The organism is Amycolatopsis sp. NPDC114503, assembly GCF_055633655.1.
Map to the genome: position 1 here is coordinate 96,622 of NZ_JBVKDT010000017.1, position 15,925 is coordinate 112,546.

At 69.2% G+C, this 15,925-nt stretch carries 18 protein-coding genes; 7 read left to right on the top strand and 11 right to left on the bottom strand.

Features of this window, described 5'->3' with window-relative positions:
- Nucleotides 1-153: 153 nt before the first annotated feature.
- The 3 genes from ACZ7OI_RS43880 to ACZ7OI_RS43890 all read right to left on the bottom strand — a co-directional run bounded on the left by ACZ7OI_RS43880 (nucleotide 154) and on the right by ACZ7OI_RS43890 (nucleotide 3,740).
- A complete protein-coding gene (locus ACZ7OI_RS43880; RefSeq protein ID WP_470270016.1) occupies nucleotides 154-840 on the bottom strand; it encodes a TetR/AcrR family transcriptional regulator in 687 nt (228 codons plus the stop codon).
- A 51-nt stretch (nucleotides 841-891) separates the two neighbouring features.
- Nucleotides 892-2,031 carry an alpha/beta hydrolase gene (locus tag ACZ7OI_RS43885; RefSeq protein ID WP_470270017.1) on the bottom strand — a complete coding sequence of 380 codons (1,140 nt, stop codon included), beginning with the start codon at nucleotides 2,029-2,031 and terminating at the stop codon, nucleotides 892-894.
- A gap of 374 nt (nucleotides 2,032-2,405) precedes the next feature.
- Entirely contained in the window at nucleotides 2,406-3,740 is a 1,335-nt protein-coding gene (locus ACZ7OI_RS43890; protein WP_470270018.1) for a pyridoxal phosphate-dependent decarboxylase family protein, read from the bottom strand.
- A gap of 123 nt (nucleotides 3,741-3,863) precedes the next feature.
- Here ACZ7OI_RS43890 and ACZ7OI_RS43895 point away from each other — a divergent pair, with 123 nt between their 5' ends.
- Together ACZ7OI_RS43895 and ACZ7OI_RS43900 are read left to right on the top strand one after the other, a co-directional pair.
- On the top strand, nucleotides 3,864-4,268 hold the full coding sequence (locus tag ACZ7OI_RS43895) for a hypothetical protein (protein ID WP_470270019.1): 405 nt from the start codon (nucleotides 3,864-3,866) through the stop codon (nucleotides 4,266-4,268).
- 63 nt (nucleotides 4,269-4,331) lie between these two features.
- Nucleotides 4,332-4,679, top strand: a complete 348-nt coding sequence (locus tag ACZ7OI_RS43900; protein ID WP_470231431.1) for a helix-turn-helix domain-containing protein — start codon at nucleotides 4,332-4,334, stop codon at nucleotides 4,677-4,679.
- 171 nt (nucleotides 4,680-4,850) lie between these two features.
- Here ACZ7OI_RS43900 and ACZ7OI_RS43905 read toward each other — a convergent pair whose 3' ends face one another.
- From ACZ7OI_RS43905 to ACZ7OI_RS43925, 5 genes are all read right to left on the bottom strand, one after another.
- Entirely contained in the window at nucleotides 4,851-5,441 is a 591-nt protein-coding gene (locus ACZ7OI_RS43905) for a ClpP family protease (RefSeq protein ID WP_470270020.1), read from the bottom strand.
- Nucleotides 5,438-6,052: a ClpP family protease gene (locus ACZ7OI_RS43910; protein WP_470270021.1), complete on the bottom strand. Its 615-nt coding sequence runs from the start codon at nucleotides 6,050-6,052 to the stop codon at nucleotides 5,438-5,440. The genes ACZ7OI_RS43905 and ACZ7OI_RS43910 overlap by 4 nt, the downstream gene beginning before the upstream one ends.
- A gap of 79 nt (nucleotides 6,053-6,131) precedes the next feature.
- Nucleotides 6,132-7,682 (bottom strand): hypothetical protein, encoded by a 1,551-nt coding sequence (locus ACZ7OI_RS43915; protein ID WP_470270022.1) that lies wholly within the window; start codon nucleotides 7,680-7,682, stop codon nucleotides 6,132-6,134.
- Between the two features lie 26 nt (nucleotides 7,683-7,708).
- Complete coding sequence (locus ACZ7OI_RS43920; protein ID WP_470270023.1) at nucleotides 7,709-8,392, bottom strand: haloacid dehalogenase type II; 684 nt, start codon at nucleotides 8,390-8,392, stop codon at nucleotides 7,709-7,711.
- 9 nt (nucleotides 8,393-8,401) lie between these two features.
- The gene (locus tag ACZ7OI_RS43925; RefSeq protein ID WP_470270024.1) at nucleotides 8,402-9,049 is read right to left on the bottom strand and encodes a TetR/AcrR family transcriptional regulator; all 648 of its coding nucleotides are present in this window, start codon (nucleotides 9,047-9,049) and stop codon (nucleotides 8,402-8,404) included.
- Between the two features lie 51 nt (nucleotides 9,050-9,100).
- On the opposite strand from ACZ7OI_RS43925, the gene ACZ7OI_RS43930 reads away from it, so the two are divergent.
- Nucleotides 9,101-9,580: a VOC family protein gene (locus ACZ7OI_RS43930; protein WP_470270025.1), complete on the top strand. Its 480-nt coding sequence runs from the start codon at nucleotides 9,101-9,103 to the stop codon at nucleotides 9,578-9,580.
- Here ACZ7OI_RS43930 and mptB read toward each other — a convergent pair.
- The 3 genes from mptB to ACZ7OI_RS43945 all read right to left on the bottom strand — a co-directional run bounded on the left by mptB (nucleotide 9,577) and on the right by ACZ7OI_RS43945 (nucleotide 12,900).
- Nucleotides 9,577-11,025, bottom strand: coding sequence for a polyprenol phosphomannose-dependent alpha 1,6 mannosyltransferase MptB (gene mptB / locus ACZ7OI_RS43935; protein WP_470270026.1), 1,449 nt, complete (start codon nucleotides 11,023-11,025; stop codon nucleotides 9,577-9,579). The two genes, ACZ7OI_RS43930 and mptB, sit on opposite strands and share 4 nt — an antisense overlap.
- A 152-nt stretch (nucleotides 11,026-11,177) precedes the next feature.
- Complete coding sequence (locus ACZ7OI_RS43940; protein ID WP_470270027.1) at nucleotides 11,178-11,828, bottom strand: superoxide dismutase family protein; 651 nt, start codon at nucleotides 11,826-11,828, stop codon at nucleotides 11,178-11,180.
- A 133-nt stretch (nucleotides 11,829-11,961) separates the two neighbouring features.
- On the bottom strand, nucleotides 11,962-12,900 hold the full coding sequence (locus tag ACZ7OI_RS43945; RefSeq protein WP_470270028.1) for a hypothetical protein: 939 nt from the start codon (nucleotides 12,898-12,900) through the stop codon (nucleotides 11,962-11,964).
- Between the two features lie 71 nt (nucleotides 12,901-12,971).
- On the opposite strand from ACZ7OI_RS43945, the gene ACZ7OI_RS43950 reads away from it, so the two are divergent.
- The 4 genes from ACZ7OI_RS43950 (at nucleotide 12,972) to ACZ7OI_RS43965 (ending at nucleotide 15,900) form a co-directional block, all read left to right on the top strand.
- Nucleotides 12,972-13,511 (top strand): PadR family transcriptional regulator, encoded by a 540-nt coding sequence (locus ACZ7OI_RS43950; protein WP_470270029.1) that lies wholly within the window; start codon nucleotides 12,972-12,974, stop codon nucleotides 13,509-13,511.
- A gap of 88 nt (nucleotides 13,512-13,599) precedes the next feature.
- Nucleotides 13,600-14,751 carry a WXG100 family type VII secretion target gene (locus ACZ7OI_RS43955; protein WP_470270030.1) on the top strand — a complete coding sequence of 384 codons (1,152 nt, stop codon included), beginning with the start codon at nucleotides 13,600-13,602 and terminating at the stop codon, nucleotides 14,749-14,751.
- A 16-nt stretch (nucleotides 14,752-14,767) separates the two neighbouring features.
- The gene (locus ACZ7OI_RS43960; protein ID WP_470270031.1) at nucleotides 14,768-15,094 is read left to right on the top strand and encodes a hypothetical protein; all 327 of its coding nucleotides are present in this window, start codon (nucleotides 14,768-14,770) and stop codon (nucleotides 15,092-15,094) included.
- Nucleotides 15,091-15,900: an ESX secretion-associated protein EspG gene (locus tag ACZ7OI_RS43965; protein WP_470270032.1), complete on the top strand. Its 810-nt coding sequence runs from the start codon at nucleotides 15,091-15,093 to the stop codon at nucleotides 15,898-15,900. Before ACZ7OI_RS43960 ends, ACZ7OI_RS43965 begins: the two co-directional genes overlap by 4 nt.
- The last annotated feature ends 25 nt before the right edge of the window (nucleotides 15,901-15,925 follow it).

Below are 15,925 nucleotides of genomic sequence, written 5' to 3' on the forward strand. Positions count from 1 at the left end.
AGAAAAAAAAAAAAGCGGAGGGGGGGGGGTTTTGTTAAAGCCCTTTTCCCTTTTTAAAAACCCCCCCCCGCGCCGTCGTCACAATCAGCTTCGGGGTGCCCACCCAACCCACCCGGGCGCAATGTCGCCCCTAGGCGACGAGCCGCCCCAGGCTCACCCCTCCAACCGATCCAACAACACCCGAATCTCCGCAATAGTCCGAGCATCCTGCCGCCCCCGCCCGGCATTCTCCCCCGCAGCCAACATCGCCGTAGCCAACCCGCTCACCGTCGCCACCAACGCCTCGACATCCGCCCCAGGCCGGAACCACCAAGCAACCCAGTTGCACATCCCCAGCAACGACAACGCCGCGGTCCGCGCATCAACCCGCCGAAACTCCCCGCTCTCGATCCCCGCCTCGACCAGCGCCGTGAACTCCCGCAGGATCTTCCGCTTGGCCGCCAGATGCTCCCCCGCCAGCGGCTCCGGCAGAATCGGCTCGGACCGGTCGAGAATCCGGAATTGATCGGAATGCTCGGCCCGCTGCCGCACGATCAGCGAGACCACGTCGGCGATCTTCTCCGACGGCGTCAGGTCGTCCCGCGCCTTCAACTGGGCCAGCACCTCGGCGAACCCGTTGGTGACCTGCTCGACGAGCATGGCCAGCAGGTCTTCCTTCTTGCTGACGTAGTGGTACAACGCGGGCCGGGAAATGTTCAGCGCGTTCGCGATGTCCAGCAGACTGGTGGCCTCGTAGCCTTTTTCCGCGAACAGCTTGGTCGCGGTGTCCAGAAGTTCGGACGTCATCAGCGCTGCGCGCAACCCGCTGCGCGCGCCCTTGCCTCGCTCTGCCGTGGACATGCGCCGCAGTTTACCGGTCCGCCGCCCCGGCGAACTGCGGCGCACCCCGGGTCACTGGACCCCGCGGATCCCTCGCTCGCCGAGCCAGCTCACGATTTCCCGCAGGTAATCGACGCCGCCGTAGCCGAGCAGGGTGGCGTGCCCGGTGTTCTGCACCAGGTATTTCGTGAACACGCCCGGCCGGTAGTAGTTCGCTTCGCCGGCGGGCATGGGATCGGTGTCGCAGTCGTCGGTCGTGCCGCACCAGATTTTGTCGTACTGTCCCGGCGACCACAGGATCGGCGCGTCGATGTTCTTCGTCTGGTCGGTGTAGGTGCGCAAGGTGATGTCCGCGAGTTCGGTCGCCGACATGGTGTCCTTTGTGGTCTCTTCGACGTTCAGCTGTTCCGGATCGTATGTCCCTTGTGGACCGTGGAACAGGTCTCGCTTGCCCGGGATGCTGGTGAGGTAGGCCGGATCGAGCGCCCACGGCTTGCCGGCGAACTTCGGGTCCAGGGCTGCGGGATAGGCGAACGTCCCCAGCCGCAGCGTCGAACGCGGCGTGAGCAGCCCGTGCCCGACGGCGTGCACCATCAACGCGTCGACATCGTGGAATTCGCCCGCCTCGACCTGTGCGGTGAGGCCGCCCATCGAGTATCCGTTGACCGTCACGGTGCCGAACCGCTTGCCCAGCGCGCCCTGTCGCAGATATTGCACGATTTGGTGGGTCGTATTGGCCGCGACGTCGAAGTTCATGCTCGCACCCAGCGGGTGGTCGCTGTGGCCGTAGCCGATCCGGTCGAGGTTCAGCGTCGTGAACCCGCGCTGGGTCATGTACCGGACGTAGTTGTAGCGGTCCGGCTGGTACGGCCAGTCGTAGTAGGTGTGGTCGTAGGTGCCGCCGTGGATGAGGATCTGCACCGGTTGCTTGCCGAGCAGAGCCGGGTCCGAAGTGCACAGTTGGCCGAATTCCTTGAGGACAACCGAACTTCCCGGCGATTCGGTGACCGGGAAGAAGTAGTCGCGGCACTGTGCACCGCTGGCTGAAGCGGCATCCGGCACGTCGGCGGGCACCGGGGCGCCAGGCAGTCCGGCCACCGCTTGGGCGAGCGGCCAGGAGCCGGTCGCGTGCGCCGGGACGCCGGTCAGCGCGAGCAGCCCCGCCGACATCACCGCCACTATCCGGGAACCAAGTCGTTTGACGCTGCGCACGGTGGTCTCCTTCCATGGGGCCGGACGGCATCAACCCATGTTTACGATTGCGTCATATTATCGACACTCGTGTTGATGTCAAGGCCGGTCCCCTCCGGTGGCCGGAGTTCGGACGCGTCGCATTAGGAGAGTCGGCTGAAGCGCAAGCATGCTGACGCCGAGCAGTAGGCCGCCTGACATCCGGCATCGACCACATACCCGCCAAGCAGCGGACCGCCGAACGCGGCAACTCCGGTACCGACGCCGAGCGCGCCAACCCCGAGCAGCGCCAATCGCGGCGGGAACAGGTCGCGAATGAGGCTATAACCGGCGACGTACGCGACAAGCGGGCCGAGGTAACCGGCGGCCCGTCCGGATCGAGCGGGTCAGTCCCGCTACTCCGCCAACCGGTCCAGCGCTTGCTTGAGCTGCGGGATCCAGGCCTCGTGCTCCGGTTTCATCAACACCGAGCGGAGGATCGTGACGGTCTCGGCGTCACGTTCGACGTCCGGGTGCAACGCGGCGAAAGCGTCCGCGTCCACGCGCAAAGTGGACAGATACAGCGGGTTTTCCTTGTCGGCCATGCCGTTCTGGAGGATAGCGTTGGCGGCTTCGGTGATCTCGCTCATCCGGGCTCGCCGGGGCCAGTAGGTGACGATGTCCAAAGTGGGCTCAAGGTGGAGCGCGTAACGGTCGGATTCCTTGAGCAGGGAAGCAAAATCTCCCGCTGCCCGACGGCACGCGGCCAGCAACCGGCCGAGACCGCGGTCGCGTTCCAGCGGAAAGGCTTGCAAGGTAAGCCAAAGCGCGCCAGCGGCGGCACCAGCGCGAGAGCATTCCAGCGAGATCTCGCCGAGGTGCAACTCGTCGGAAGTGAAGTAGGTATACGGAGAATCGTGTTTGTAGAACCGGCCGACAGCCGGGTCGGCGAACAACACCGCCCCACAGCCGTACGGCTGAAGTCCGTGTTTGTGCGGGTCGACGACGACGGAATCGCACGAGCCGATCGCACGGTAGGCCTCGTATTCGTCCAGCAAGGCATAGAACCCGCCGTACGCCCCGTCGACGTGCAGGCGGACGCCGTAGCGTTCCTTCAGCGCAAGGGCCTGCTGGATGTCGTCGACCGCCCCGAGCCCGGTCGTTCCTGGAGTCAGCACCACCGTGCCCACCCCGCCGCCGCGGACTTCAGTTTCGACCGCTGACATATCAACGCGACCGTCTGGAAGTGCCCGCACCGCACGGGATTCCACGCCGAGCACCTGGCACATGCGGCCGTGCGTGTAGTGCGCGTCCTGCGAATGGACGACCGCCTTGCCCGGGGCCAGTTCGCGGGCGACCCACAGGGCTTCGAGGTTCGCGATCGTCCCGCTGGAGGTGAGGTGGCCGAGCGACGGCTGCGCGAAGCCGAACATCCGCGCCAGGTCCGCGATGACCTCGACCTCCATCGGCGAGGTGGCCTGCGACGCGTCGAGCGCGTGGTTGTTCGGGTTGACCACCATCGCGGCGAGGTAGGCGGCGACCGCGACCGGATGCGGCGGCTTCAGCATCTGGCCTGCGTAGCGGGGATGGAAGAAGGGGAAGGACGCGTCCATCCGGGTGGCGTAGGCATCCAGCAGCGCGGGGAGATCGACGTCCGGCTGGCTTGCCGGGGACGGGGTGTAGGCACCCCATTTGCGTTCCCAGGCCTCGACGCCGCGGAGAGCCTGGTCGATCAGTTCGCGCCGGTCCATGCGTCACCTCGTCGGTCGCTTGTGGCTGCCTCTTGGGCACCCTATCGACCCACGGGCAACAGATCGGGCTTCTCGCGGTCTAAGGTGTGCCGACGTTTCTTTCGCGCGGTGAGGAGCTTCCTGATGACCGACGAACCCCGTCCGCAGGAAATGCCGCCAGCCGGACCCGCGCCGATGCCGGACCCCGCCCAGCAGCCGTGGCCCGTTCAGCCGAACGCCCAGCAATACCCCGGCCCCTACCCGCCAGCCCAGCCGTGGGCCGCGCCCGCTCCGGCGAACGGCGTCGGGCTAGGCGTCGCGTCGCTGGTACTCGGCATCCTCGGCTGTGTACTCCCCCTGCTGCCGATCGACCTGACCGGCATCCGGGCGTACCTCGCGCTCCCCTTCGGCTTGGCCGGACTGGCCTGCGGACTCGTCGGCGTCATCGGGCGGCGCACTGGAAAACCGGTGTCCGCGGTGGGCATCGCGATATCGACGATCGCACTGATCCTCGGCATGATCATGCTCAGCAACCAGCTCGTCGGATGACCGCCGTTCTGCCCTGAGCGGAACGGCTGTCCATCCGGCCCCGGCGGATGCCAGGCTGGGCCTATGGCGGACATCCTTCCTTTCCACCAGCGCCGCGCCCCCGTCCGGGACGACGAGGCCGAACCGCTGTGGCGCGAGGTGCTCGGCCGCAGCCTTCGCACCGAACGGGAGAACCAGGGCGAGCGTCTCGTCGACGTCGCCGAGCGGGCCGGGATCTCGCCGCAGTACCTGTCCGAGATCGAGCGCGGCCGGAAGGAACCGTCGAGCGAGATGATCGCCGCGGTGACCGGGGCGCTCGGCGTGAATCTGGCCGGTCTGCTGAGCGGGATCGCCGGGGACATCCGGCGGATCAGCGTGGTGGGACCGCGACCGGCGCGCCGTCCGGCCGGACCCGTGCTGATGGCTGCCTGAACGACGGAACCGCAGGCCGGAACCCCAGGCCGGCCTGCGATCCCCGCGTCACGGGCGAGCCACGCCCGCCTTGCCCGCCCGCGATCCCCGCCTCACGGGCGAGCCACACCCGCCCGCGAACCCCGCCTCACGGACGAGCCACGCCCGCCAAACCAGCCCGCGAACCCCGTCTCACGGACGAGCCGCGATCACCTGGTCCGCCAGCCCGTACTCCACCGCGCCGGCCGCGTCGAACACCCGGTCCCGGTCGGTGTCGTGCCGCAGTTCCGCCACGTCGTGCCCGGTGTGCCGCGACGTGATCTCCTCCAGCTGCGTCCGGACCCGGATCACCTCGTCCGCCTGCAGGATCAGGTCCGGGATCGTCCCTCGCCCCTGCGCGGCGGGCTGATGCAGCACCACCCGCGCGTGCGGCAGCACCGATCGCCTGCCCTCCGCGCCGGCCGCCAGCAGCACCGCGCCAGTCGCGACAGCCTGTCCGACGCAGGTCGTCGCCACCGGGGCCTTGATGAAGCGCATCGTGTCGTACAGCGCGAGCATCGCGGCCGGGTCGCCGCCCTCGGAGTTGATGTACAGGTTGATTTCCTGTTCCGGGTTGTCCGACTCCAGGAACAGCAGCTGTGCGATCAACGCGTTCGCGACGCCCGAGTCGATCGCCGTGCCCAGGTACACGATCCGTTCGGACAGCAGATGCGAGTAGACGTCCATGATCCGCTCGGTGCCCGCGCTGCGGGTCACGACGTTCGGGATGGTGTAGGTGCTCATGCGCGTACCCCCAGGCCCATCGCGTGCGTGCGCACCGGCACGACCTGCTCCAGGCGGTCGACGATCTGGTCGATGAAGCCGTACTCCTGCGCCTGTCCGGCGGTGTACCACCGGTCGTGCAGGGAATCGGCGAAAATGCGGTCGAACGGCTGTCCGGTGTCCTGCGCGGTGAGGCCCAGCACGGTGTCGCGGGTGTAGCGCAGGTCGTCGGCCTGTACCTCGACCTCCACGGCCGAGCCGCCGATCCCCGAGGAACCCTGGTGCATCAGGATTCGCGCGTGCGGCAGGGCGAATCGCTTCCCGGGAGTGCCCGCGGACAGCAGGAACTGCCCGGCGCTGCACGCCAGCCCGAGCGCGAGCGTCGAAACGTCGCACGGCACCAGTCGCATCACGTCGCGGATCGCGAGCATCGACGGGACCGAACCGCCGGGCGAGTGGATCCACAAGGCGATGTCCTTGACCGGGTCTTCGCCGGCGAGGGAGAGCATCTGGGTCGCGAGGACCGTCCCGTTGTCGTCGTCGAGCACGCCGTCCAGTACGAGGACCCGCTGGCTCAGGAACCGTTCCCGGAGCCGCTGGTCGAACATCGGCGGAGTCGATTCGTTGGTCATGCCTCGACTGTGCCGTCGCGGACCCGGCCGCGGCCGCTTTCTCTGCCGACGGCAGATCTGCTGTGAGCAGCGCGAGAATTCAGCCGGTTTTGCGGACGAGGTTCGTGTACCCGGCCAGCGCCAGCGTCGCCAGACCCCACACCGCGACCTGCACGCCCCAGATCCCCGCCGTGAAGACCTGGCCGGACACACTCGCCGTGTCGAGGTCGCATCGGCTCCGCAGCCCGGTCGGCGCGATCGGCAGGCCCCGGTCGAGTCCCAGCCCGATCAGCTCGACCGGCGAACACGCGGCACCGGTCGCGACCCGTTCCGCGGCATGGTGTCCGGGCCGGGTTTCCGTTGCCCCAGCCCATAACCCGAGCGCTCCCGCGGCCACCAGCGCGAGCAGCAAAGCGGCCGCGGTGCGCCGCGCGCGGTAGCCGTATCCGGCCAGCGCGCCCCAGATCCAGTGGAACAGCCGCGACATCCGCCCGCCGAGGGCGTCCGGCGAACGGCGGCGCAGGTCGTCCTGCTGGGCGATCAGGATCGTGCGCGCGTTGCCGTCGTGGCCCGCGGTTCGTTCGACCGCCGCCAGCTTTTGGTACCCGGTGGCGTCGTAATACTCGGTGTGGCAGCGAAGCAAATGCAGCCACCGCCGCCAGCCGAACGACGGATCGATTGCCGCGTAAGTGAATCCGTCCAGCCAGGCCAGTTCGGAATGCTCGCAATCGGCACCAGTGCTGCCATCCGGACATACGAGGTCGCCAGGCATGAACACGGTCGTGGCCTTCGCGTCGGAGAGCCCGAGCAGGCGGCCCTCCGGCGACGTGACGCGCGTGGTCGCGGAGAACTCGAGCTGTCCGCCGATCTGCGTGCCCTGCAACCGCACTGCGCCGATTTCGCCGTTTCCGTGCAGTTCCGAATCCCGGATCAGCATGCTGCGGCCGACGGTCAGGGTGTCCGCCTCGATGGCCGGTCCGAGGTCATTGGAGACCTTGATGCTTTGACACTCCAGCGGACCGCCGACGCACGCTCCGTTGAGGTGGATCGCGCCGTCGGCCGACGAGCCGGTGATCCGCGTCCCCTGATGCAAGTACAGGCCGCTGCCCAGCTCCGCCGAACTCGCCTCCAGCGCGAGTCCGCCCGGGTTGGAGATCTCCGCATCCCGGCACAGCAGACTCCCGCCGATGCGCGCGCCGATCAGCCGGATCGCCCCGTCCGAGTTGTTCCCGGTAACCCGCACGCCGTCGGACAGGTGCAGGTCGCCCGCGATCCGCACCCGGGAGCCGTGCAGTCCCGGCATGCGCCCGCCGATCAGGTACAGGTGCGGCAGCGTCGCCTGACGCGCGAGCACCGGCTCGTCGAAGACGCAGCCGAGCAGCATCAGGCCGGCGGTCGCGGTGGCGCCGTCGAGGTTCAGTTCGCCGGTGATGCGGGCCCGCGCCAGCATGATCCCGCGCGGATCGAGGTCGCCGTGCCTGCCGAGCAGCACATCCCGCAGCACCTCCGCGCGCACGACGTGGTCCGGGCTTTCGGTTTCGGCCAGGTCGGCGACGTCGATCTGGGCGGCACCGAGCAGTTCGCCTTCTCGGGCCGACTCGACCAGACGGCGTTCGAAATCGCTGAGATCAGTCACCCGGGGCGCAGTCACGCCCGAGATCATGCCTGGTCCGGAGCTCAGCTGCGACGAGCCACGCGCTCCAGCTGGTCGGCAAGGTCCGCGAGGCCGTCGGCCTGCAGGTCGAAACGGTCCGCGGGCGCGGGCGGGTCGCCGACTGGACGGCCGACGTACGCGGTCCGGAACCCCGCCGCTTGCGCCCCGCGCAGGTCCCAAGCGTGCGCGGCGACCATCAGCAGCCGCTCCGGCGCGCGCCCGGCGACATCGATGGCGAGCCGGTAGACGTCCGGCGCTGGCTTGTAGGTGCGAGCGTCTTCAGCGGACAGCACTGTGTGCCAGCGCAATCCGGCGTTCGCGCACAGGTCGAGCAGCACGGTGCGACTGGCGTTGGAGAGCCCGACCAGCGGGAATCGTTCGGCAAGGCGGGCAAGCCCGGCGACCGTGTCCGGCCACGGCGGGAGCTGACGAGCCGCGAGCGCCAGTTCGGCCGCGTCGCCAGTCCCGACCGCGTCGGCGACGGCTTGCGCTGCTTCCCGGTCGATGACGTCGCTCGCCGCGTACGGCCGTTCCCCGGCGACAATGCGGCCTTGCTCCTGCTCGACATGCTTCTGCCACACCGAAAGCAGCTGCTCGACCTCCGGCTCGGCAAGCGACGGCGCGAATTTCCGGATCCCTGCCCGGATTCCGGCCGGTTCGTCGACAAGCGTGCCGAGCACGTCGAAGACGAGCACCTCGATGTCCATGATCGCAACCTATCCGGACACCTCGTACAGGGCAACCAGCGCCTCTCGCAGCCAGCGTCCGTATTCCGCCGCGGACCAGCCGTGGACCCGGCGCAGATGCACCATGGTGTCCGCGCAGAGCAAAGCGTCCGTCGTGACAGCGAGCCGCGCTTCGTCCACAGTGGACTCCAGTAATCCGTCCGCTGCCGCACGGGAGCAGAATTCCTTGCACAGCCTCGCCGTCTCCCGCCGCCCGGACTGCGCTGCCTCGGCGATCTCCGGCTCCGCACCCTCGGCTTGCGCCGCCACCTCGAGCAAAGCTCCGGCACGATCCGCGATTCCGACCGTGACGTCAGCGAGCGCGTCCAGCCGTTCGGTCAGGGTTCCAGCGGTCATCGCGTCCTGCGCCCGAGGCCGGTGCGCGACGTCGATCGGCTCCGCGTCGCCCACGAGCGCTTCGTCGACAACCCGCCGGAACAACGCCGCCTTGGTGCCGAAGCGGACGTACACGGTCCTCGGCGCGACCCCGGCCCGGCGCGCGACCTGCGTCAGCGCGGTAGCCGCGTAGCCGTGTTCCAGAAACAGCTCCCGTGCCGCCGCGACGACGAGCGTCTCGGTCCGCGCGATCCGAGCGGCCCCGAACTCGGCCCGAGCATCGGCCTTGACCTGCTCTTTCACAAGATGCATCATAACTGCATTGCAGTCTTACTGCATCAGTGGAGGTCACCGATGATTCCCACCCTCGACGGAGTGCATCACCTGAAGCTGCCGGTATCCGACCTGGACCGGTCGTCAGCCTGGTACGCCGACCGGCTCGGCTACGCGGTCGCCCTCGAATTCCGCCAGCACGGCCGCCGGACCGGCGTCACCATGACGCATCCGCGCGGCGGGCCGGACCTCGGCCTCGTGCTCAACCCAGACCTCGCCCGCGCCGCCGCCGGATTCGACTACTTCTCCATCGCCGTCCCGGACCGCGCCGGCATCACCGAACTCGCCGACGAACTCACCCGCCGCGGCGAACAGCACGCGGGCGTCCATTTCGCGACCCTCGGCTGGATCCTGCCCGGCCTGCACGACCCGGACGGCCACGAGGTCCGCTTCTACACCACCGAATCCCACACCGCGCTCGACCCGGCGACCCCGCTGGTGATCGACGACGCGATCGCGTCCGCCCGAGCCGCCGAACAGGTCTGGCTAGCCAAGCGTTAGTCCACTGTGGAGGCTTTGCGCAGCCCGAAGAACGCCGCGACCACCACCGCGAGCCCGATCACGTACGCGAGCACCAGCAACCCGACCCGCCCGCTGAAATTGCCGCCCACCGGCGGAAGCACGAGAGAAAACACCGCGACGAGCGTGATCACGACGGACCGCAGGCGTCCGGCAGGCAACGACGCGGCAAGCGGAATCGCCGCCCACAGCAGGTACCACGGCTGCACGACGGGCCCGAAAACCACGACCACGCTCAGCATCAGCCCGAGCGAGCGGACCGCGTCGATCCGGCCGGTCCACTGACGCTGCAGCACCACGACGATCCCGGCCGCGGTAAGCACGTACCCGATGATCTTGCCGACGCCGATCATCGTCTGCGTGATGTGCGCGCCGAACAGCGAACCGACGCCGCCGACAAGGAAGCCGAACCAGTTCGTGGGCGCCATCCAGCTGTTGACCGCCCCCGAGGTCGTCAGCGCCGACACCCAGCTGAAGCCGATCCCGGTCGCCAGCGACACCGCCGCGGAAACGGCCGCGAAGACGACGACCATCGCCGCGCCGGCGAGCAGGAATTCGCCGATCCGCCCGCGACGACGGGCGATCGCCGTCCCGACCGCGGCCAACGCGACCAGCGCGGGCACCTTCACCTCGGCCCCGAGCGCGATGAGCAGCACCCCGCCGGCGAGCGGCCACCAGCGGATCCGGTCGCCCACCGCTTCCAGCGCGACCGCCACGCCCGCGACCATCAGGCCGACCATGAGGGCATCGTTGTGCATCCCGGCGACCACGTGCCACAGAACCAGCGGGTTCAGCACGCCCAGCCACAACGCGACCCGCGGCGACGCTCCCGCCGCGGCGGCCAGCCGCGGCACCGCCCACGCGATCAGCACGAGCCCGGCCACCTCGACGAGCCGGTGCAGCGCGACGCCGACGATCGGATTCCCGCCGGACACCTGCGCGATGACCCGCTCGACCGCACCGAACAACGGCCCGTACGGCGACGGCGTCTCGCGCCAGTAAACGCTGACCCGGCCGACGATGTCCGACGCCGATCCCAGCGCCTGCTGCGGGCCGACGACGTTGAGGTCGAACCCGTGCGCGGCAACCGCGCCCTGCGCGAGATAACTGAAGACGTCGCCGCTGAACAGCGGCGGCACGACGAGCAACGGCCCGCACCACAACGCGAGCGTCCGCTTCAGCCAGCCCGCGCCGGGGGTGTCCGAGGCGAGAATCCGCCCGCCGAGCAGTGCCCACGCGAGCACGACCAGCCCGACCCCGGCGATCCCGCCCGCGAACGGCAGCACCCCGGACATCCCGGCGGCCCCGGCGTACACAGCGACCGCCAGCAGCAGCACGCCGCCGAAGCCGGTCCAGCGCAGGCTTGCCGCGGACGCGAAACTGAAGAACCGCACGGGCCGCGAGAGCGTGACCGGCTGACTACTCATCGAAGACCTGCGCACGACATGCGGCGATCGTAGTAGCCGCCGCCTCCGCTCGACCTACGGCCACCGGTCCGTGAAGGGCTCCTTGCGGGAATCTGATTCCCGCAAGGAGCCCTTCACGGACCATCCTGGGTTTGCGTCCACAAAGGACTGGGTCAGTTTTGGTCTCGGGTGATCACGCCGCAGGCGTACCGGGAGCCGGCGTCGCCGGTCGCCTTGGTTTTTTCGTCCGGGACAGGTGCGCTGGGGTCGTTGCGGACGGCGTAGCGGTCCGCGGGAATGTTCGCGAAATTATCGGCCTTCGAGTGCACGATGATCGAAGTCCCGTTAGGACCGAACAGCTGGTCCAAAGTAAAGGTGTCCAGCACGAACTTCGTGTACCCGCGGCCGTTGGACTGCACGAGCACCGAAGGAAGCTGTCCGATGGGCAATCCGGTGTGGTGGTCCATCGGCATCAGGTGGCCGCCCGCCGCGGTGAACGGGTTTTTCGGGTCGCCGACGGTGCAGTTTCCCTTTTCGTGGACGTGCATGCCATGGAAACCGGGTGCGAAATGACCGGTGAGGTACACCTCGACCCAGACGTTGTTCGAACGGCTGTCGGCGGTGAACCACGCGGAGCCGACCTCGTTGCCCTTGGCGTCCTTCAGCGTGGCTGAGGCGGAGTCGCCGTCGCGGTAAGCCGCCCCGGCTGGTTGCCGGGCAGTGTCGGGCAACTGCTCGCCGACGTAGCCGCTGGCCGCTGGCGCTACGCCAATGACCAGTGCGCAGGCACCCAACGCGCCTGCCACCCACTTATTTCTGCGCACGGTATCTCCCTGAGGGCACTGGTGATCTATGACCGCTCCAGAATCGGGCCTCGCCTTCCCCGTGGCCAGGGGCCAGATGGAACTAAACGGGTCCGGCACGCGGCGGAACGTCCATCTTTCGCGACCTCTCAGGTCAGGACGAATACTCGGCAATCAGCCGTTTCACCGTCTCGTACCCCGGTTTCGCGGAATAATCGTCCCGCAGCAAGCCGAACCGATTCTCTCGAGGACCGCTCGACAACCCGTCCCGCAGCCCGAAAATCTCATAGGTGTCCAGACCAATCTCGTCGGCCAGCCCGAACACCGTGCGCGCAACGGATTCCATCACGCGCACCTGTTGCTCCTCCGAATTCTCCGGTCCAGTCGGCCATCCGGTCTCGGTGATGTGAATCGGCACCCCCGCCGGGAGGCCAATCGCCGACGCGGACTCGCGAAACGACCGCACGACGTATGTCACCGCACCGACCAACGCGTCGGCAGCCACGGGGCGGAAAACGTCCGGGAAGAAGTCAAGACCGAGGAAGTCCACCCGAGCCAGCACTTCCGGGTCCACCGCTGAGCGCACCGCCGCCCAGAACGGATCGCCGGGCAGCGCGACCGCGGCGTTGAACCCGATCGCCACGTCGACTCCCAGCCGCGCCCGCTCGTCCAGCGCAGCCGCGAGGCCGGCTCCGAGCGCCTCGTAACAGCCAGGACTGCCGCCGTCCAGCGGCGCGGCCACGTTCACCTCTTCGCAGACCTGCAGTTTTCCGCCACCCAACTCAGCAACTTCGCGAACCGCGGCGCGCACCGCGTCGGCGAACCCGTCCGGGTCGACGTCCGGACTGCCGTAGCCGAGCACGTAGTCCACCACTCGCCCGTCGCCGAGGTACGGCACCGCGTCAGGCGGCGTCGGCTCGTGCGGGCCCCGGTAGTTGCGATAGCACCGCACATAGAACCGTTCCGTGCCTTTCGCCAAGTCCCGCAACGCTTCCGCGGTCCGTTCGACGTCCTCCGGCGGCGCGTCGATGAAGGTTTCCAGCCGCACCAGATCCGTGCTGACGACGCCGGGCCACACGCCAAAGGTGATCATGACCATCCCTCTCCAGTAGTCGTATACGAGCAATGTACTCGTATACGACTAGCGTGCGCTACCCTGGTCCGGTGCCGACGAACGCTCTCGACAACCCGCTAGTGCTGCCGATGCTCGGCCTGCTCGTGGAAACCCCGCGCCACCAGTACGCGCTCCTGCGCGAACTCCGCACGCGCTATCCGTTCCTGAACCCGAAGACGTCGACCGTGTACACGCTGGTCGGCACGCTGACGCGGCACGGGCTCGTCGAACCGGACGGCGACGGCGACCCGCAACCGGTGCGCCTGACCGACGAGGGCCTCGCCGATTTCCGCGAACGGATCGAACGGCAACTGCGCGACGCCGACCCGAACCTCGACTCCCGGTTCCTGATCGCGCTGGCCTACCTCGGCGCGCTTCCTCCGGCGCGCGCGGTCGCCCTGCTGCGAGACCGGGCAGAACGAGTCCGGAATCAGCACCGCGAGCTGTCCGCGACGCTCGATAACGCCGATTTGCCGGAAATGCAGATGATCGAGGTGCATTTCCTCGTTTCCCGGCTCCGCCACGACGCCGCGTGGCTCGCCGGCACCGCCGACCGGATGGAGAGCGGAGACCTCCTCCCGCCCCGGTGATCACAGCTTTCATCGTGATTTCATCGCCGCCTCTTACCGTGCGCGTGTGCCCGGCGGAAGCCGGCCGGGCAGAGGCGAAGGCGGGGGTATGACCGGAGAATCCGGATCGGTGGTCGACACCGCGTCGGCCGGGGTGGAGAACTTGGCGGACTCGGCGCTCGCGGGACTCGACAAGGCAGGGTCGGTAGGCGACCTGGCGCGGCCCGTGGTGTCCGCGCTGCGCAACGTGTGGGAGGGCTACTTCGGAGCCCCGGTCCCGCCGGGCAGCACCAACTGGAATGCTTACACGCACCAGCAGCTGTACCAAATGCTGTGGGAGAAGGCCGACGTCGGCGACGTCAGCACGGTCGCCGCGGAATGGCAGCGGCACGGCTCGGAAATGCGCACGCACGCCGATTCGCTCAAATCGCAGCAGGGGACGCTGCACGAGAACTGGAGCGGACAGGCCGCCGAACGCGCGTCCGGACGGCTGGGTTCGCTCGGCGACCGCGCGTCCGGGATCGGCGACCGCGCCGGAACCGTCGGCGGCGCCGCCCAGAACGCGGGCGATTCGCTCGCCGTCGCGCGCAACACCATGCCGAAGCCGCCAGGCGACCCGACCGGGGGCGCAGTCGCCGCGGCGGCGGCCGGAGCGGGTGCGGGCGCGGCCATCGGCGGGATACTCGGGGCCGGAGCGGGCGGTATCGGCGCCGGTCCGGGTGCGTTGATGGGCGCGGCGATCGGCGCGGTCGCGGGCGGCGGGGCGAGCTTGTTCGCCTCGAATGTCGCTGCGGCGGAACAGAAAGCCGAAGCGGTGCACGTGATGCAGCGCTACGAAGCCAGCCTGCACAAGAGTTCGCACGCCATCAATCCGCCGCCCGCCGGGTCTACGATCGCGGATTCCTACGGCGCGGACGATTCGACCAGCGCTTCCAGCTACGTCGGTCCGCTCGGCGGAGCCGGATCCGGCGCGGGCAGCGGAATGCCGTGGGGCGCGCTGACCACCGCGGCCCCGGTCGAATCGGGCGTGGCCGCCGGGCTTCGCTCCGCGCTCGGCATGGAGGGCGCGATGCTCGCCCGCAACGCCGCGATGGCGGAGATGGCCGCCGCTCGCGCGGCCGGCGGCAACGGCATGATGCCCGGCCGCGGCGCGAACGCCTCGCAGGAGGAGGAAGAGGAGCACAAGAACAAGATGCCGGTCCTCGACCAGCCGCTCCTGCACCCCGAAGACAAGACCATCAGCCCGGTGATCGGGCTGTGAAAGACAGGAGCTCCCGATGACCGGCCACGAGGTCGCCCCGCACGCGCTGGACCGGCAGGTCGCCGCGCTGGGCAGACTCGGCGAGCAGACCGGGGAACTCGTCGGTTCGGCGGGACGGCTCGCCGACCGGCTGCCGCAGCTGGGCACCGCGCCGCCCGCGCTGCACCTGGCGCAGCGGCTGCGCGAGGCCGCCGGACACGCCGGGCTCACCGGCGAACTCGGCGCGGCGGACACCGAGCTGACCGGGTTCCACGAGGCGCTGCAGGCAGGCATCCGGCGCTATCAGGAGCACGAATCCGGGGTGCGGGAAGCGTTCCAGCGGCTCGAACGGCACGCCGAATGACCGCCGTGCTGCCCCGCGCCGGCGACGAGACCGTCCACATCGGACTCGTCGAAGCCGACCTGCTGGCCGTGCACGCCGGGGCGAGCTGGCCGTTTCCGTTGCAGGTGCCGTCTTACGGCCGGATCGAAGGCGAACGCGAGATCCTGTTCGCTACCGCCGGGCAGGCGCTGAAGGCACGCGGGCTCGCCGACGACTCCGGACCGGACGGCCTCGCCGCGGAAGCCGTCACCGCGCTGCGCGAACGTCGCGGCATCGTTGATTTGGTGGTGGCGGACGCCGAGGGGGCGACCGCCGTCACCGCACTCGTCTACCGGTCCTCAGCGCTGATCTGCCGTCAGCGGCTCGAGGCCGACACGCTGTCGGTGCGCCGGGTCGACGAAACCGCGCTGGTGGACGCCGTGCTCGCGGAAATCCCGCAGGTGGAGGCGGCCCGCACGATGCCGGTCACGCTGCCCGCGCACGCGGTCAAGGAGGCAGTCGAAGTGGCACTGCCGCTCGCCGACGACGAGGACGACACCTCCCGCGCCCACCGCTTGCGCGACCTCGTCCGCGACAGCGGCGGCGACCCGGCGGCGCTGGACAGCCTCGTCGGCCTGGTCGTCCCGCTGACCGGCCGCGGCCAGCTCGGCGCGACCCGCGACGGGCGCACCCGGGAGGGCCGCGAGCTGTCCTGGACGGACGGGCCGCGCGGCCGCGTCCGGATCAACCCCGCGCGCGACGGCTGGCTCAGCGTGAACTCGCTGCGCCCGGCCGACCTGCGCTTCGCCCTCGGCGAGCTGGCCACCGCCGCGCGGCGGCCGCGATGACCGCACCGAAAACGACCGGAGGACC

Coding starts and splice junctions, on each gene's coding strand:
- ACZ7OI_RS43880 (WP_470270016.1), bottom strand. CDS start 840: ATGTCCACGGCAGAGCGAGGCAAGGGCGCGCGCAGCGGGTTGCGCGCA.
- ACZ7OI_RS43890 (WP_470270018.1), bottom strand. CDS start 3,740: ATGGACCGGCGCGAACTGATCGACCAGGCTCTCCGCGGCGTCGAGGCC.
- ACZ7OI_RS43895 (WP_470270019.1), top strand. CDS start 3,864: ATGACCGACGAACCCCGTCCGCAGGAAATGCCGCCAGCCGGACCCGCG.
- ACZ7OI_RS43900 (WP_470231431.1), top strand. CDS start 4,332: ATGGCGGACATCCTTCCTTTCCACCAGCGCCGCGCCCCCGTCCGGGAC.
- ACZ7OI_RS43905 (WP_470270020.1), bottom strand. CDS start 5,441: ATGAGCACCTACACCATCCCGAACGTCGTGACCCGCAGCGCGGGCACC.
- ACZ7OI_RS43910 (WP_470270021.1), bottom strand. CDS start 6,052: ATGACCAACGAATCGACTCCGCCGATGTTCGACCAGCGGCTCCGGGAA.
- ACZ7OI_RS43920 (WP_470270023.1), bottom strand. CDS start 8,392: ATGGACATCGAGGTGCTCGTCTTCGACGTGCTCGGCACGCTTGTCGAC.
- ACZ7OI_RS43930 (WP_470270025.1), top strand. CDS start 9,101: ATGATTCCCACCCTCGACGGAGTGCATCACCTGAAGCTGCCGGTATCC.
- mptB (WP_470270026.1), bottom strand. CDS start 11,025: ATGAGTAGTCAGCCGGTCACGCTCTCGCGGCCCGTGCGGTTCTTCAGT.
- ACZ7OI_RS43945 (WP_470270028.1), bottom strand. CDS start 12,900: ATGATCACCTTTGGCGTGTGGCCCGGCGTCGTCAGCACGGATCTGGTG.
- ACZ7OI_RS43955 (WP_470270030.1), top strand. CDS start 13,600: ATGACCGGAGAATCCGGATCGGTGGTCGACACCGCGTCGGCCGGGGTG.
- ACZ7OI_RS43960 (WP_470270031.1), top strand. CDS start 14,768: ATGACCGGCCACGAGGTCGCCCCGCACGCGCTGGACCGGCAGGTCGCC.
- ACZ7OI_RS43965 (WP_470270032.1), top strand. CDS start 15,091: ATGACCGCCGTGCTGCCCCGCGCCGGCGACGAGACCGTCCACATCGGA.